Annotated in this window: 16 protein-coding genes; 14 read left to right on the top strand and 2 right to left on the bottom strand. The window is 28.9% G+C overall.

The features are described from left to right. Positions 1–22 precede the first annotated feature (22 nt). From era to AC11VW_RS08450, 11 genes are all read left to right on the top strand, one after another. On the top strand, positions 23–913 hold the full coding sequence (era, locus tag AC11VW_RS08500; protein WP_484300983.1) for a GTPase Era: 891 nt from the start codon (positions 23–25) through the stop codon (positions 911–913). A gap of 11 nt (positions 914–924) precedes the next feature. Next, entirely contained in the window at positions 925–2304 is a 1380-nt protein-coding gene (gene mgtE, locus AC11VW_RS08495; RefSeq protein ID WP_484300982.1) for a magnesium transporter, read from the top strand. Positions 2305–2376: 72 nt separating this feature from the next. Continuing rightward, on the top strand, positions 2377–2532 hold the full coding sequence (locus tag AC11VW_RS08490; protein WP_484300981.1) for a YqzL family protein: 156 nt from the start codon (positions 2377–2379) through the stop codon (positions 2530–2532). Next, on the top strand, positions 2498–3271 hold the full coding sequence (recO, locus tag AC11VW_RS08485) for a DNA repair protein RecO (protein ID WP_484300980.1): 774 nt from the start codon (positions 2498–2500) through the stop codon (positions 3269–3271). Before AC11VW_RS08490 ends, recO begins: the two co-directional genes overlap by 35 nt. Continuing rightward, positions 3264–3857 carry a DUF4342 domain-containing protein gene (locus AC11VW_RS08480; protein WP_484300979.1) on the top strand — a complete coding sequence of 198 codons (594 nt, stop codon included), beginning with the start codon at positions 3264–3266 and terminating at the stop codon, positions 3855–3857. Before recO ends, AC11VW_RS08480 begins: the two co-directional genes overlap by 8 nt. A 182-nt stretch (positions 3858–4039) precedes the next feature. Further along, positions 4040–4918: a glycine--tRNA ligase subunit alpha gene (glyQ, locus tag AC11VW_RS08475; RefSeq protein ID WP_484300978.1), complete on the top strand. Its 879-nt coding sequence runs from the start codon at positions 4040–4042 to the stop codon at positions 4916–4918. Beyond that, positions 4918–6984 carry a glycine--tRNA ligase subunit beta gene (gene glyS / locus AC11VW_RS08470; RefSeq protein WP_484300977.1) on the top strand — a complete coding sequence of 689 codons (2067 nt, stop codon included), beginning with the start codon at positions 4918–4920 and terminating at the stop codon, positions 6982–6984. Before glyQ ends, glyS begins: the two co-directional genes overlap by 1 nt. Positions 6985–7367: 383 nt before the next feature. After that, a complete protein-coding gene (ccpN, locus tag AC11VW_RS08465; RefSeq protein ID WP_484300976.1) occupies positions 7368–8006 on the top strand; it encodes a transcriptional regulator CcpN in 639 nt (212 codons plus the stop codon). A 10-nt stretch (positions 8007–8016) separates the two neighbouring features. Then, positions 8017–8853, top strand: coding sequence for a pyruvate, water dikinase regulatory protein (locus tag AC11VW_RS08460; RefSeq protein ID WP_484300975.1), 837 nt, complete (start codon positions 8017–8019; stop codon positions 8851–8853). Positions 8854–8887: 34 nt separating this feature from the next. Then, the gene (gene ppdK, locus AC11VW_RS08455; RefSeq protein ID WP_484301018.1) at positions 8888–11512 is read left to right on the top strand and encodes a pyruvate, phosphate dikinase; all 2625 of its coding nucleotides are present in this window, start codon (positions 8888–8890) and stop codon (positions 11510–11512) included. Between the two features lie 244 nt (positions 11513–11756). After that, positions 11757–12005, top strand: a complete 249-nt coding sequence (locus AC11VW_RS08450; RefSeq protein ID WP_484300974.1) for a hypothetical protein — start codon at positions 11757–11759, stop codon at positions 12003–12005. A 36-nt stretch (positions 12006–12041) separates the two neighbouring features. On the opposite strand, the gene AC11VW_RS08445 is transcribed toward AC11VW_RS08450, so the two are convergent. Then, a complete protein-coding gene (locus AC11VW_RS08445) occupies positions 12042–14246 on the bottom strand; it encodes a type IA DNA topoisomerase (RefSeq protein ID WP_484300973.1) in 2205 nt (734 codons plus the stop codon). Between the two features lie 83 nt (positions 14247–14329). Next, positions 14330–14962 carry a hypothetical protein gene (locus AC11VW_RS08440; RefSeq protein WP_484300972.1) on the bottom strand — a complete coding sequence of 211 codons (633 nt, stop codon included), beginning with the start codon at positions 14960–14962 and terminating at the stop codon, positions 14330–14332. A gap of 124 nt (positions 14963–15086) precedes the next feature. On the opposite strand from AC11VW_RS08440, the gene dut reads away from it, so the two are divergent. The 3 genes from dut to AC11VW_RS08425 all read left to right on the top strand — a co-directional run bounded on the left by dut (position 15087) and on the right by AC11VW_RS08425 (position 17730). Next, the gene (dut, locus tag AC11VW_RS08435) at positions 15087–15518 is read left to right on the top strand and encodes a dUTP diphosphatase (protein WP_484300971.1); all 432 of its coding nucleotides are present in this window, start codon (positions 15087–15089) and stop codon (positions 15516–15518) included. A gap of 452 nt (positions 15519–15970) precedes the next feature. After that, on the top strand, positions 15971–17134 hold the full coding sequence (locus AC11VW_RS08430) for a C40 family peptidase (RefSeq protein WP_484300970.1): 1164 nt from the start codon (positions 15971–15973) through the stop codon (positions 17132–17134). Positions 17135–17322: 188 nt separating this feature from the next. Then, positions 17323–17730, top strand: coding sequence for a hypothetical protein (locus tag AC11VW_RS08425; protein WP_484300969.1), 408 nt, complete (start codon positions 17323–17325; stop codon positions 17728–17730). The last annotated feature ends 158 nt before the right edge of the window (positions 17731–17888 follow it).

The raw sequence follows: 17888 nt of genomic DNA, 5'->3' as shown, positions 1-17888 counted from the left end.
GAATGATAGGAGAAATGACAATATGTTTAAATCAGGATTTGTTAGTATAGTAGGAAGACCAAATGTAGGTAAATCTACTCTTATGAATAATGTAGTTGGAGAAAAAATAGCAATAATGAGTGATAAGCCTCAAACTACAAGAAACACAATACAAGCAGTATATACAGATGAAGATGGGCAAATAGTATTCTTAGATACACCAGGGATACATAAACCTAAAAATAAATTAGGTGAGTTTATGGTAAAATCAGCTACAGATGCATTTAAGAATGTAGACGTAGTATTATTTGTGGTAGATGATTCTAAAAAAATAGGACCTGGGGATAGAATGATAATAGAAGATTTAAGAAAAATCAAAACTCCAGTGGTTTTAGTTATAAACAAAATGGATCAGATAGAAGAAGAAGATTTATTTAATATGATGAAAATGTATCATGCAGAAGGTGTATTTAAACAAATAGTACCTATATCAGCATTAAAGGGAAGAAATGTTAAAGAATTACTAAAAGTAATCCAAAATCATTTAGAAGAAGGTCCTAAGTACTTCCCAGATTATATGATAACTGACCAACCAGAAAGAGTATTAGTAGCAGAATTAATAAGAGAAAAAGTACTTCACTATGTTCATGATGAAATACCTCATGGAGTAGCTGTAGAGATAGAAAAAATGAAATCAAGAAAAGATAAAGAAATAGTTGATGTATCTGCTGTTATATACTGTGAAAGAGATTCACACAAAGGTATAATAATAGGTAAAAATGGTAGAAAACTAAAAGGAATAGGGAAATCAGCAAGAGAAGATATGGAATTGCTTTTAGGTTCTAAAATAAATCTTCAAGTGTGGGTTAAAGTTAAGGAGAATTGGAGAAATCTTCAAAGTTCTGTAAGTAACTTTGGATATACTGAAAAATAAAGGTGGATTATATGGACAGGAAACAAGAGGCTTCCAAGGATTTATTAAGTGAAGTTAAGATATTAATTGAAAATAATAAAATATTAGAACTAAGAGAATTACTTGAGGAATATCATATAATAGATATTTTTGATATTATGGAGCACTTAGAAGAAAATATGAAAATAAAATTATTTGAAGTTCTTCCTTTAGACATGGCAGCATCGATATTAGAAGAAAGTGATGTTGATTTTTTTAGTAAAATACTATCAAAAATAGATATAGATCATAGAAAAAATATATTGGAGTTAATGTCTCTTGATGATATGGCGGATATATTAAGTCAGTTAGAAGAGGATGAACGAGAAGAAGTGATGGAACTTTTAAGCCAGGAAGATGCTGAGGACGTAAAGGAACTATTAATTTACGAAGAAGAATCTACCGGTGGGATAATGACCACTGGATATATAGAGATAAATAAAGACATGACCGCTAAGCAGGCTATTAAGCATATGAGAGAACATGCTCAAGATGCAGAAACTATATATTATATATATGTGGTTGATAATGAAGAAAGATTAGTTGGAGTTTTATCTTTAAGAGAACTTATAACGGCTAGAGATGCCAATATAGTAGAAGATATGATGAGTGAAAATATAATTTATGTATATGTAGATGAAGATAGAGAAGAAGCTGTAAGGCTAGTTTCTAAATATAATTTAATAGCAATACCAGTTATAGACAGACAACAAAGGCTAAAGGGAATAATAACTGTAGATGATATAATAGATGTAATGGAAGAAGAAGCAACTGAAGATATGTATAAGTTTGCAGGTACTTCAGAGCAGGAAAGAGACTTTGTAGAAAAGGTTAATCCTACACCAAAAGAACAAATTGTATCATCTGTTAGAGCTAGAATTCCTTGGTTGATAATAACTTTAATAGGAGGCTTATTATCAACATTAATATTTTCAAACTTAGACTTTATAATGAATCCAACTTATGCACCCCTAGTATTTTTTATACCAGTGGCAATGGGTATGGGTGGCAATATAGGTACACAATCATCAGCGTTAACGGTGATGGCACTATCTAATAAAAATTTAGAATTTAGTAATGTGATAAGAGAGGGTATTGTAGGCTTTATTACAGGAATAATATGTAGTTTAATGATAGCAGTTATAACATTTATATTTATAAAAGACATTAATATTGTGCTAGTAGTATCAATATCATTGTTTATAAATATGATAGTAGGTGCAATGATAGGTGCGTTTATGCCAGTCTTATTCAAAAAATTAGATGTGGATCCATCTATAATTTCTGCTCCAGTTATAGCTACATTGCTTGATATAACTGGAATAGCTGTATATCTTATAATAACAACTATTTTATTGTCAAAAATTGTTTAATAACTTCATGTATTATTTACCCTCTTCTTACTAAAAATATAAATAGAACCGTAAGAAGGGGGTTTTTTAAAAATGAACAATTTATGTTGGGAAGTTTTTAAAAAGACGGGTAGTATAGAAGCCTATCTGTATTTACAAAATTGTAAAAACTTGAATCCAGAAAACGAAGATATGAGGGAGACAGATACTGACTATGATAATTTTGAACACCCAGGGGATAGTACTTAAAGCAGTAAGGTATGAAGAAAATGATGTAATATTAACTTTGTTTACAAGGAAGCTTGGGAAAGTAGCTGCATTGGCGAAGGGAGCAAAAAGAAATAAAAGCTCTTTACTTTCATCTTCACAGCTATTTTCTTATTCAAACTATACTTTGAAAAAACAAGGTGGTATGTATAGAGTAAGTCAAAGTGATATAATAAAAAGTTTTTATGATATATCATATGATATAGAAGCTTTTTCATATGCAACATATGTTACAAAATTAGTAGAAGGTTCTACTCTTGAAAATCAGACTAACAACAGGTTATTTATACTACTTGCTCAGACATTATATTTATATACACAGAAAAATGTAGATAAGAAATTTATAACTCATGCTTTTGAATTGAAATTTCTAGATTACATAGGATTTAGGCCTGTAGTTAATAGATGTTGTGGTTGTGGAACTCAAAATTTAATTAATCCTACATTCGATATATATGAAGGTGGGGTATTATGTAATATATGTAGTGAAAATAGTGAAAATAATTTAAAGCTTGATATAACAACTTTGAAGTTAATGGAATATATATTAAGTAATGATATATTACAGTGTAGTAAAGCGAAGGTATCAAAATATATAACCTATGAACTAGAAAAAGCTTTAAGAAAGTATTTAAATGTTTATGTTGACAATGTTAATTTAAAATCATTAAGCTTATTACAAAGCATACAAAATAATAAGGGAGTTGATAAGGGTGAATAGCAATATAACGATTGAAAAGTTAGATGCTGTAATAGAAAGAGTTTCAAGTACAACGTATGCAGAAGCCAAGCAAGCTCTTTTAGAGTGTGATGGAGATGTTATAGAAGCTGTTATATTATTAGAACTTCAAAAAGGTTCTGGCGGTAAAACAAAGCAAGCTAAAAAAACAATGGAAGAAGTTTTTTCTAAAGATAATGAAGATCTTAAAGAATTAAAACTTCAGGTAAAAGAACTTCTTAAAAAAAGCAGTGTAATAAGAGTTATAGTTGAAAAAAATGGAAAAATAGTGATGAACATACCTTTAACAGTTGGAGTTGTAGGATTAGCTTTAGGGCCTTTAGTTACACTGGTAGGATTATCAGCAGCAGTTTTAGGAAAGTATAACATAATGATACAAAATGAAGATGATGGATCGATTGTTAATTTAGGTGAATTAACCGAAGAAAAACTTAATATGTTAAAACAAATGTTGACTAATACAGCGAAAGAAGTAAAAGATGTTGTAGTAGACTATAAAAAAGATGATAAAGACATAACAGATGAACTTATTGAAGAAGATGAAAAAATAGACTTAGATAAAAAATAACAATATAATCATAGTATTCAGTATTGACATTGACAAAAATTGTAGAATTTGATATTCTAAAAGCTAGAAACGAACTATTAAAAGGCCTTTCGTATAAACGAGAGGCTTTGTTATATTAAAGGAAACTATAGTTTCAAACAATAAACGATGGACGACGTCGTAAACTTATAGGAGGTATTCTTATGAATTTTCAAAATATGATACTTACATTGCAAAATTACTGGGCTAAGCAAGGATGTATTATGATGCAACCTTACGATTTAGAAAAGGGTGCAGGAACAATGAATCCTAATACATTCTTAAGATCATTAGGACCAGAGCCTTGGAAGGTTTGCTATGTAGAACCATCCAGAAGACCAGCAGATGGTAGATATGGTGAAAACCCAAACAGATTATATCAACACCATCAATTCCAAGTTATATTAAAACCATCTCCAGATAATATACAAGAATTATATCTAGGGAGTTTAAAGACTATAGGTATAGACCCTAACGAACATGATATAAGATTTGTTGAAGATAACTGGGAAGCAACAGCAGTTGGAGCTTGGGGACTTGGATGGGAAGTTTGGTTAGATGGTATGGAAATAACTCAATTTACATACTTCCAACAAGTTGGAGGAATAGAGTGCGAACTTGAAACAGGAGAAATTACATATGGATTAGAAAGATTAGCTATGTACATTCAAGAAGTTGATAGTGTTTATGATTTAAAGTGGAATGATGAAATAACTTATGGAGATATATTCAAAAAATCTGAATATGAAAATTCTGTATATGCATTTGAAGAATGTGATGCAGATATGTTATTCAATTTATTTGATTTATATGAAAAAGAAGCTTTAAAGCTTATGGAAAGAGGGCTAGTAGTTCCATCTTATGATTATGTACTAAAGTGTTCTCATACATTTAATACATTAGATGCAAGAGGAGCTATAGGTGTAAGTCAAAGAGCATCGTTCATAGGTAGAGTTAGAACTATGGCAAGAAATGTTGCAGGAGCATACGTAAAACAAAGGGAAGAAATGGGATTCCCACTTTTAAAGGAAGGTGACAAATAATGAATAATTACCTTTTATTTGAGGTTGGTGTTGAAGAATTACCAGCAAGATTTGTATCGTCTACATTAGACCAAATTAAGAATAATTTAACTAAGTTATTTAATGAGAAAAGAATAAGCTTTGATAATATACAAAGTTTTGGAACTCCAAGAAGATTAACTTTCGTAGTTGAAGGTATAAGTGAAAAACAAAGTGATTTAGAAGAAGAAGTAAAAGGCCCAGCTAAGAAAATAGCACTTGATGAAAATGGAAACTTTACTAAGCCTGCACTAGGATTTATGAAAAGTAAAGGTCTTAAAGAAGAAGATGTAGTATTTAAAGTTGTTGGTAAAGATGAATATATATTTGGAACTATAAAACAAGCAGGAAAAGAAACTAGTGAAGTATTAAAAGAAGTATTACCAGAAGTGGTTAAAATGGTTGTATTCCCTAAAGCTATGCGTTGGGGTGGAAAGAACATGAGATTCGCTAGACCAATAAGATGGATGGTGACATTATTAAATGATAATATACTAGAAATAGATTTAGAAGGAATAAAATCTTCTAACATAACTAAAGGTCATAGATTCTTAGGTCAAAGTGAGTTTGAAGTAACTTCTCTAGAAGATTACTTTGCAAAGCTAGAAGAAAACTATGTAATATTAGACCAAGAAAAAAGAAAAGAACTTATAAAGAAACAATGTATAGAAGTTGCAAATTCATTAGGTGGAGAAATAGAATTTGATGAAGACTTACTAGAAGAAGTAACTCATTTAGTAGAGTATCCAACAGCGTTTTATGGAGAATTTGATGCAGACTATGCAAAGCTTCCAAAAGAAGTTGTAACAACACCTATGCAGCAACATCAAAGATACTTCCCAGTATTAAAAGATGGACAATTATTACCAAACTTCATAGCTGTTAGAAATGGTAATGATTATAGAATAGATAATGTTAAAAAAGGTAATGAAAAAGTATTGGAAGCAAGACTTGCAGATGCTTTATTTTTCTACAAAGAAGATACTAAGAAAAGCTTAGAAACTTACATAGAAAAGTTAAAGAGTGTTGTATTCCAAGCTAAACTTGGAACAGTTTACGATAAAACTTTAAGAATGGAAGAACTAAGTACTAAAATACTAGAATTATTAGACTTAAATAATGAAAGCGAAGATACAAAAAGGGCTGCTAAATTATGTAAAGCTGACTTAGTTACAGGAATGGTATTTGAGTTTACAGAGCTTCAAGGAATAATGGGTAGAGAATATGCAAAAGTTGGCGGAGAAAATGAAGTAGTAAGTGAAGCTATATTTGAACATTACTTACCAAGATTTGCAGGAGATATACTTCCTCAAACGAACTCTGGAGTAGCTTTATCTATATCTGATAAGCTAGACTCTATAGCAGGATTCTTTGCCATAGGGATACAACCAACAGGTTCTCAAGACCCTTATGCATTAAGACGCCAAGCTTTAGGTGTAATAAATATAATAATGGATAGAAAATTAGATGTAAGCTTAAAAGAATTAGTGAAATTATCATTAGAAAATTATACTAATCTAGAGTTTAATAAAGAAGAAGTTGTGTCTCAAATGATGGAATTCTTCAAGGAAAGAATAAAGAACTTATTCAGGGAATTAGGAATAAGATATGATGTAATAGATGCTGTATTAAGTTCGTATATAGACGATATATCTGATATGCATGAAAGAGCATTAGAGCTTAACAACTGGTTACAAAAAGATGAATTAGTAGAAATGTTAACTGCATTTAATAGAGTTTCTACATTAGCTCAAAAATCTGTTTGTAGTACTGTAGATCAACAATTATTAAAAGAAGAAGCAGAAATCAAACTATACAATGAATTTAATAATACTCAAAAAAAAGTAAAAGAATTATTAAATTCAAAGAAGTATAGTGAGTCTCTAGATTGTTTTGCATCACTAAGACCATATATAGATGCTATGTTTGATAGTGTTATGGTAATGGATAAAGATGAAGCTATAAAGAACAATAGACTAGGATTACTTAAACAAATATATGACACAATGTTAAGTATATGTGATTTATCTAAGATAGTGTATAAGTAAAAGATATGGGCTAAAGGAGATTAACCTTTAGCCTTATTATTATTTTAAAATAAAACTTTTCTTGATATAATTTTAAAAATCAAAGTATAAAGATATATTTAAAATTAATATAAGTGGATAAGATATAAATATATTAAGAAATTAACTTTAAAATGAGTTACTAAAGGTAATATTGTATTATAATAGAATTTAGTATAAATAATTTAGCTACATTATTTAAGACATAAACCCCATTGATACATACTAAATGTCTTAATAATATACATTGATTTTGGAAAAAGTATATCATTTATATAATTAAATGTTTACAGGTGCATATATATAGATGTATAATATACTATATAAAGAATTGATAATAAAAAGTATAGCACAAATGAGAGAAGGTGACTATTATTCAACTTAATCAAAGACAATTAAAAATAATAGAAATAGTAAAAGCTAATGAGCCTATAACAAGTGAAAGTATTGCTGCTAATTTAAACGTAACGCGTGCGACATTAAGATCTGATTTAGCTATATTAACTATGACAGGGATATTAGATGCAAGACCTAAAGTTGGGTATTTTTACTCTGGAGTTAGCGGAATTAACTTAATTAACAATAAAATAAAAGATAAAAAAGTTGAAGATATCATGAGTATGCCTGTATTAGTCAAAAAGAGCCTTAGTATATATGATGTTATAGTTACTATGTTTTTATCTGACGTAGGAAGTATATTTATCATAGATGATAATGAAAATTTATGTGGTATTGTTTCTAGAAAAGATTTATTGAAAGCGACTATAGGGTCAAATGATATAAATAAAATGCCTATAGGCATGATAATGACTAGAATGCCTAACGTAGTAACTATTAATAAAAATGATGACATTATATTGGCAGCTAAGAAAATAATAGAGCATGAAGTTGATTCTATACCTGTAATTGAACATGATGACCATGACAACAATAAAGTAAAGGTTATAGGTAGAATGTCCAAAACTAATATAACAAAGTTATTTTTAGAGCTAGCTGACAATTAAGGAGGAATACATGGAAAATTTAATTATATATGTAATATCAGACTCAGTAGGTGAAACAGCTCAACACGTAACAAGAGCAGCTATATCTCAATTTAAAATAGATGAGAATTATGAAATAAGAAGATTTCCTTATGTTATAGATCAGAAATTTTTAGAGGAGATATTAAATAGTGGTAAAAATGAAAATGCCATAATAGTATACACTTTAGTGGATGAAACGCTATTAAATACAACTAAAAGATTCTGTGAAGAACAAGGGCTAAGTCATATAGACTTAATGACACCTCTTTTAAGAGAAATAGCAAATAAGACAAATATAAAGCCTAAAAGAGAGCCTGGAATAATAAGAAAAATGGATGAAAGTTACTTTAAAAGAGTTGAAGCTATAGAATTTGCTGTAAAATATGATGATGGTAAAGACCCTAGAGGTATCTTGAAGTCAGACATAGTTTTAGTCGGAATATCGAGGACTTCTAAAACTCCTTTAAGTATGTATTTAGCGAATAAAAATATTAAGGTAGCAAATGTACCATTAGTACCAGAGATACCTATACCTAAAGAGGTATTTGAAATAAATCCGAAAAAAATTATAGGTCTTACTAATACTCCTGAGAAGCTTAATAGAATAAGACAAGAAAGACTTAAAGCATTAGGGTTATCTAGCAATGCAAGTTATGCTAACTTAGAGAGAATACTTCAAGAATTGGATTACTCAGAAAACATTATGAAAAGAATTGGGTGCCCAGTAATAGATGTATCTAGCAAGGCAATAGAAGAAACTGCAGGTATAATTCTTGATATTATGAAAGAAAATGGACTTAAAGTATACAAAGATAGTGATAAATAATATATAAAAATAAATTAATGGGGTGTTTTAAATGATGGAAGCTAAATATGTTTATGGTTTTAATGAAGGTAACAAAGATATGAAATCTTTACTTGGAGGCAAAGGTGCAAATTTAGCAGAAATGACTAAAATAGGACTTCCTGTTCCTCCGGGATTTACAATTACTACAAGCGCATGTAATGATTATTATGATAACAATGAAGAAATAAGAGCAGAAATAATTAAAGAAATAGAAGAACATTTAAAAAGTTTAGAAAAGAATTTAAATAAAAAGATAGGATGTAGTGAAAATCCGCTTTTATTATCAGTTAGATCAGGTGCAGTATTTTCTATGCCAGGAATGATGGATACTATACTTAATTTAGGACTTAATGATACAAGTGTATTAGCATTAGCTAATGCTACCCAAAATGAGAGGTTTGCGTATGATAGTTATAGAAGATTTATTCAAATGTTTTCTGATGTAGCTATGGGAATACCTAAATATAAATTTGAAAATGTATTAGACAATGCAAAAGAGTCTAAAGGATATAAATTTGATACGGATTTAAATGCAGATGATTTAAAAGAAATAGTAAAAAAATATAAAGCAATATATAAAAAAGAAATAAGATGTGATTTTCCAGAAGAACCAAAAGAACAATTAATGCTTGCGATAGAAGCAGTATTTAAATCATGGAACAATCCTCGTGCAGCTGTATATCGTAAATTAAATGATATACCTCATAAATTAGGAACTGCAGTAAATATTCAATCAATGGTATTTGGAAATATGGGAGAAACTAGTGGTACAGGAGTAGCATTTACTAGAAACCCATCTACAGGAGAAAATAAACTATTTGGTGAATTTTTAATTAATGCTCAAGGAGAAGATGTAGTTGCAGGAATAAGAACTCCTCAAGATATATCTTCACTTAAAGATGTTATGCCAAAGGCGTATGATGAATTTGTGGAAATTACTTCTATACTTGAAAATCATTATAAGGATATGCAAGATATAGAGTTTACTATAGAAAGAGAAAAATTATATATATTACAAACTAGAAATGGAAAAAGAACAGCTATGGCAGCTATAAATATAGCGGTTGACTTAGTAGAAGACAGCATAATAGATAAAAAAGAAGCTATTATGAGAGTTGAACCTAAACAATTAGACCAATTACTGCATCCAAGTTTTGAAAGCAAAGCTTTAAAAAATGCAACAGTTATAGCTAAAGGATTACCAGCTTCACCTGGTGCATCAAGTGGTAAGGTATATTTTAATGCGCATGATGTTGTAGAAGCTAAAAATAGAGGAGAAGAAGCAATACTTGTAAGACTTGAAACATCTCCAGAGGATATTGAAGGAATGGTTTGTTCTCAAGGTATACTTACAGCTAGAGGAGGAATGACATCTCATGCTGCTGTTGTAGCTCGTGGTATGGGGAAATGTTGTGTAGCCGGATGTTCAGAAATAAAGGTTGATGAATATAACAAAGAAGTTAGAACACAAGATGCTATTATAAAAGAAGGCGAATACATTTCACTAGATGGTTCGACTGGATGTGTTTACTTAGGCGAAATTAAAAAAACAGATGTAGCCTTAACTGGAAATTTTGAAAAATTAATGAGTTGGGTAGATGAGTATAGAAACATAAGAGTAAGAACAAATGCTGATAATCCAAGAGATGCAGCTATGGCAATTAAATTTGGTGCAGAAGGAATTGGATTATGCAGAACTGAGCATATGTTCTTTGAAGAAGACAGAATACCAGCAGTAAGAGAAATGATACTAGCTAAAACATTAGAACAAAGATTAGTTGCACTTGAAAAATTATTACCAATGCAAAGAGAAGACTTTATATCAATGTTTAAAGTTATGGATGGAAAATGTGTGAATATAAGATTACTAGATCCACCATTACATGAATTCTTACCTCATGATGATGAATCTATAAGTCATCTTGCTAATATTATGGGAATAGAAGTAAGTGAAATAAAAAGAAGAATTGTAGATTTAGATGAGTTTAACCCTATGCTTGGGCATAGAGGATGTAGACTTGCAATAACTTTCCCTGAAATATATGAAATGCAAGCTAAAGCAGTTATACAAGGTGCTATAGCGGCTACTAAAGAAGGTGTTAAAGTAATACCTGAAATAATGATACCGTTAGTAGGAGAAGTCAAAGAATTAAAAGTTATAAGAGAAATGATTAAAGAAACAGTAGACAATATAATAGCAGAAGAAGGCGTTAATATAGATTATACAATAGGTACTATGATAGAAATACCTCGTGCATGTTTAACTGCCGATGAAATAGCAGAGGAAGCTGATTTCTTCAGTTTTGGAACTAATGACTTAACTCAAATGACATTTGGATATTCAAGAGATGATGCAGGTAAATTCTTAGGAGAATATGTAAATAGAGAATTATTAGAAAAAGACCCATTTGAAGTTTTAGATCAAAAAGGAGTAGGTAAATTAGTTGAGATGGGTGTTAAACTAGGAAGATCTGCTAAACCTGACATAAAACTAGGAATATGCGGAGAACATGGAGGAGAACCATCATCAGTAGAATTCTGCTATAAAATGGGTCTTGACTATGTATCATGTTCACCATTTAGAGTTCCAATAGCAAAACTTGCAGCGGCACAAGCATCTATAAAGAACCCTAGATAATATAAAACTATAGGAAGCTAAAATGAGATAAAATTTAATATATAACAAAAATCTCTTTAATTAAAACGATTTATATAATACTTAACAAGAATTATATAAATCCTTATTAAGGAGATTTTTTTGTATTTATTTATCATGGTAATATATGTGGTTCTATTTTAAATAATAAATATAATCACATATATATAAGTTGTATCATAATATATATTGAGATTTTGTAATAGAAGTGGGGGGAGGGATTAACATGACAAAATGTCCAAGATGTGGAAAGGATGTATCTTCAAGACCAGGAACTATATGTCCGAGATGTGGACTCAAAGTATCAGAAGTGAATGAAAAAGCAAGATGCCCAGAGCCAAATTGTAGGGCATCAGTATCTAAAAAATTAGAGTATTGTCCTAAGTGCGGATGTAAACTTAAAAATTATAATTTTTCGGATTTTATAAAGATGGCAAGATGTAAAATAGATGAAACTTTAAATGAAAAAGAATAAAGGTTGCTAATTTTGATTAGCAACCTTTATTAATATTTATTTTTCTATTTCTATATCCCACTCAAAATAACCATTTTCTTTTTTATTATATTTAAGAATAGCATCAAATTTATTGCCTTGTTTTGAAGTCAAAGCCTTAACTTTAGCTTGGCCATTTTTTAATATACCCTTAACCATTGTTTTATTAGGTTTTTTCTTATAATATTCTAAGAATTTATCATTTTTCCAAATTCCAAATTTACACTCTTTATAATTGTTACAAATATATCCTTTTGCTATTTCAACTACATTTCCTTGACATATAGGACATTGTCCAAGACTTTCCTCTTTATTATTAGAGGAAGTAGTACTATTTTCAGGAGAAATATTTTTAGTAGAATTAATTTTACCTGAAGTTTTAGTAGATTGTTTTGTATATTTTTTTGTTTTAGCATTATATACATAGCTCTCTGTACTAATATTTTTAGGTGAATCTTTTTTTATCAATTGAACATTCTCATAAATAAAGCTCATTATGTTGGTTAAGTATTCTTTTCTAGTGAAGGTACCTTTTTGAATATCGCTTAAACTTTTTTCTAGCTTACCTGTATAATCAACATCAAATAAGTCTTTAACAGGGAATACTTCAACTAAGTTTTTTCCTAGATCTGATATAAAATAAGATTTACCTTTTTTACCAACGTATCCAACTTGAAGTATTTTTTTCATTACATCAGCACGAGTTGCAGAAGTACCTATAGAGTACCCTGATAAAACAGTGGTATCATCATCAGAAACACTTTTACCACAATTTTTCATAGCCTTAAGTAAAGTATCCTCTGTATATGGTTTTGGAGGCGTAGTTTGCTTAGTTAAAGGATTTATTTCTAACACATCTACAATATCATTATTATTAACCATAGGTAATAAGTCATCTTTTTCTTCTTTATTATAAACTTCAAGATAACCTTTAGATTTAAGGACTTTACCTTTAGTTAAAAACATATATTTATCAACATCAGTTTTTATTTCAGTATTTTCATACTCTGCAGGAGGCATGAAGTTAGCTATGAATCTATCTTTTATAGCATTATATACAATAAGTTCATCACTACTCAAGTTACTAGGAATTATATAAGTAGGTATAATGGCACTATGGCTATCAACTTTAGATGAATCAAAAACTCTTTTCGTTTTAGAAAATTTAATTTGATTTTCATAAGGTAGTCCTAATTTTAGCTTATCTAAAGCTTGAGAAACTTTAGATGTTAAACTTTCTTCCAAATAAATAGAATCAGTTCTAGGGTATGTAATATATCCACCTTTACCTTTTCCTTCATAAAGGGATTGGCATACGCTTAAAACCTTATCTGAAGTGAAATTTGAGTATTTAGAAGTTATATATCCTTGCAAAGAAGTTAAACTGAAAAGTTTAGGAGCATACTCTTTAGACATGCTGACTTTCTTATCTGATATTTTACCAATAGTAGAAGTTATGCTATTTATAACCTCATTAACTTCTTCGATAGTATCGAATTTACTTTCTTTTCCCTTTGTGTATTTCCCTTTGTATTGTCCATTATCACATTTAAAGCTACCTTCTATTTCATAGTAAGTTTTAGGTACGAAATTTAATATTTCCATATCTCTATCATAAACTAATTTTACAGTAGGTAAAATTACACGACCAATGTTAAGCAATTTACCATTACCATATTTTAAAGTGGCAACGGAAGTGAAATTTATACCTATAAGCCAGTCAGTTAGAAGTCTTGTATAACCAGCAGCTTGTAAGTTTCTCATCTCAGAATCATCTTTTAAATTGTTAATACCTCTTGTAATATCCTCAGGAGTCCATTCATTAACTAAAATTCTTTTTACAGGTTTTTTATTTTTAGCTAATAAGAATATAAGAAATGAAATTAATTCTCCCTCTCTATCATTATCAGTAGCGTTTATAACATATTCAATATCATCTCTATGTAGCAGATTTTTTACTATATCAAATTGTTTTTTCTTAGAACTATCTACTTTAAATTTAAATTTATCAGTAGGTATAAAGGGGAAATTATCCATTCTCCAGGAACCTGAATATCTATCTTTATCATAATCTTTCATATCGTACAAACCGACTAAATGACCAACTGCATAAGTAATTATATATCCACTACCTTCAAAATACCCATCACCTCTGGTTTTAGCACCTAAGAAGGATGCGATAGTTTTAGCAACAGATGGTTTTTCGGCTAATATAAGTTTCATAAGGAACCTCCTTTCAAAGTGCTTAAATATTTAGTCACAACCTTAATATATTATCATAAAAAAAGAAAAGACTGCAAGGCAGTCTAGAAATTATAGTTAAAATTATTGTTATTATTAGTTAAACCCTTTAAGTAGCAATCAACATAGTTGCTTGCCATAGTATCGTCCATTAAGTTTACAAATGAAATGTGATTAGTATTATTAGGATTAATATTTTTTATATGATAATTTAGCGTAGGTCCAGATATAGTGCAAGATGAAATTGGATTTATATAAATTCTTTGTGTATCTGACAAAGATGTGAAAATTTCATAACATTTAGAGTCATCTATTAAGTATGCAAAATCTACTAGACCGCTAAGTTCTTCATACTTAATATATAAATCAGCTACATAATCTAATTCATGATAGCTAGGATAATTTTTCATATATCCTCCTAATACGATGTATATATTTTGTTTAAATAAAGATTTAAAGGAAAGTATTAAATCTTTAATAAATAAATCTACTTCCATAGGTAAATATAAATAGAGCAGAGTATTTTGATCCACTTCAATATTATAGTCATCTAATAGATTAAGTAAAATTGTAGTTGTAGTATCTGTATAATTTTTAAAGTTGAGATTATTGTACATTAAATAGAAGTTACCATATAAGTTTGAATCATAAATAACTTCAAGTTTTTGTTTCATCCAAGGTATAGGTAATAAATTCATTTCTTTCCTCCTAAAATATTAATTTGATTATTTAAATTAAATCTATAAATTACTGGAATAAAATATATTAGTTAAAATAATTTAGTATATAATAGAGATATATAATTACAAAAGGAGAGATTAAATGTATACACTTAAGATAAAAAAGATGAATGAAGATGCTACAATCCCTAATTTTGCTCATAAAGGTGATGCTGGTATGGATTTATATTCGATAGAGGAAGTGATTATTCCTCCTACAGAATCAAGACTTATAAAAACTGGAGTAAGCATTGCTCTTCCTAAAAACACAGAAGCACAAATAAGACCTAGAAGTGGTTTAGCACTTAAGTACTCTGTAACAGTTTTAAATACACCGGGTACGATTGATGAAGGTTACAGAGGTGAAATTGGTATTATACTAATAAATCACGGAAAAGAAGAATTTATAGTAACTAAAAATATGAAAATAGCTCAAATGGTAGTTAAACCTATCTATGATATAAATATATTAGAAGTGAATGAATTAAATGACACAGATAGAGGCGAAGGTGGATTCGGATCTACTGGATATTAAAAATATATAAAGGATAAGAGGATTTACTTATTGGTGAATCCTCTTATTTTGCATTGCAAAATATGTAAAAAATTACAAATAGATTATTTATATAGACAAAAAGTGACAAATTTGTAATAATATTAGTATAACAAAAAAGGTATAATGAATATTCTATCTTTCATTAAGTTAAAAAATACTTACATAAATTAATAGAACAAAAATAAGATTTTAATTAAAAATTAAATATATTATAGATAGAATTAAATTGATTTATAAAGCCTATGTATTAATGAGAGCTTTATATATATTTTAGGTATTGTTAAATAATAATGTACAATTATTTCCAAGATACAACGATATAGTGATTTAATCGGTATACGTTTAGTATAGCTTGAAAGTAAGAAAAAAACATTATTAAAAGAGAGAGGAGATGAGTAAATTACAGACTATAGTGTCTGTGATAAAACATTATGAATATTAATAAAGGAAGATTAGCAGCTGGTTTAATAGCCACATCTATAGTACTGCCTATGTCAGTAACTATGGTACACGCAGATGAAGATAATATACAACAAATAAATATAGAATATAGAACAATAACAGCGAATTCAGTAAACTTTAGAACAGGTCCAAGTACAAGTCATTCATCAATATGTAAATTGAATAAAGGAAATAAAGTTGAGTATATAGGTAAGAGTGGAGAATGGACAAACATTAAGTATAATGGTAATGTTGGATATGTACATGCAAATTATGTTTCTGCTTCGTCTAATAATGATTCATCAAGTAATAATACAGACAATACTATAAAATCAACAAAGGTGGTAACTGGAGGTTCTATAAACTTTAGAAAAGGGCCAAGCACAAGTTATTCAAAAATAGATACCTTATCTAAGGGAGCAGAAGTAGGATTTATATCAGAGTCAAATGGATGGACAAAGATAAGTTATAATGGAAGTATAGGATATATGTCTAGTCAGTATTTATCAAATAAGAGTGGAACACCAACACTTAACCCACCAGTACAAGATATGAATAATATTATAAGATCAACAAAGGTAGTAACTGGAGGATCTGTAAACTTTAGAACAGGACCAAGTACAAGTTATTCAAAAATAACTACCTTATCTAAGGGAGCAGAAGTAGGGTTTATATCAGAATCAAATGGATGGGCAAAGATAAGCTATAATAGAAGCGTAGGATATATGTCTAGTCAATATTTAGGAGATAAAACGTCTTCAAATCTTCCATCTAGCAATAAAGCAGATAAAGTCCTAGATTTAGCAAAGACTTTATTAGATAAAAAATATGTATGGGGAGCGGAAGGTCCTAATACGTTTGACTGTTCAGGATTTACTCAATATTTATTTAAAAAATCTGCAGGAGTTAGTATACCTAGAGTATCTAGAGACCAAAGTAAGTTTGGTCAATCTGTAAGCAAAAATCAGCTTCAAAAAGGTGATTTAATATTCTTTGATACAGAGGGATCAAAGAATGGAAATGTAACTCATGTTGCTATATACATGGGGAATAATAAAATTATACATGCAGCATCAAGTAAAGGAAAAGTACTAATATCAGAATTCAGTAGCTATTACAATGGCGCATTTGTAAATGCACGTAGAGTTTTATAAAAATAATATAGTATAAATAATAATAGAGTATAAGAATATATTTAATATATTCCTATACTCTATTATTATTTATACGTAAATTAATAACTAAAATTTAAATTACTAATTCACGTATAAATAGTAGTGAATATTGAAAATAATATATAATGGTAACAAAAATCAGAGATGAAGTATAAGGAGTGTAGTTCATGAGCGTAATAACTGATTTTTATCAATTTAAGTACAGCAGAAGTGATTATTATATAGATTTATTTGTTAATAGGGCTGCTGTGATAAGTATTGAAGAAGCTTTAGATGAGAGGCTAAGTAATATGTATATTAGCAAAGATACTCAGTGTGCATATATGAGATTAAAGGAATTATTGCAATCATCTAGGATGGATACAGATTCATTATATGTAGAAGTTAAAATTAATAAATGTTATCTAAAATATATAAAGAACTTATATTATTACTTTAGTGATAGAAGTGAATACATTTCTTTAAAGGCGCTAAACGATTATTTACAAGTATTTTTAATTAAAGACATAGAAAATATATCTGGATTTAGTACTTTAAATGAAGATATAAAAGTAAGAGTTTTATCAAATATTTAATATACTCTGCCTACAATGTAGGGGGAGTTTTTCTGCATATAATTTTAAAATGAAAATAAAACTGTAATAAATGTCCATCTATTAAAAATTAAATAGATGGTTTTTATTACTGCAAAAGATTTTATAAAGGAAGAATATTTGATCTAGGTCAATATGGA

It is taken from the genome of Romboutsia sp. (assembly GCF_056995035.1).
Note: the sequence above shows the minus strand (reverse complement) of the source record. Positions and strands in the feature narration are given on the sequence as shown.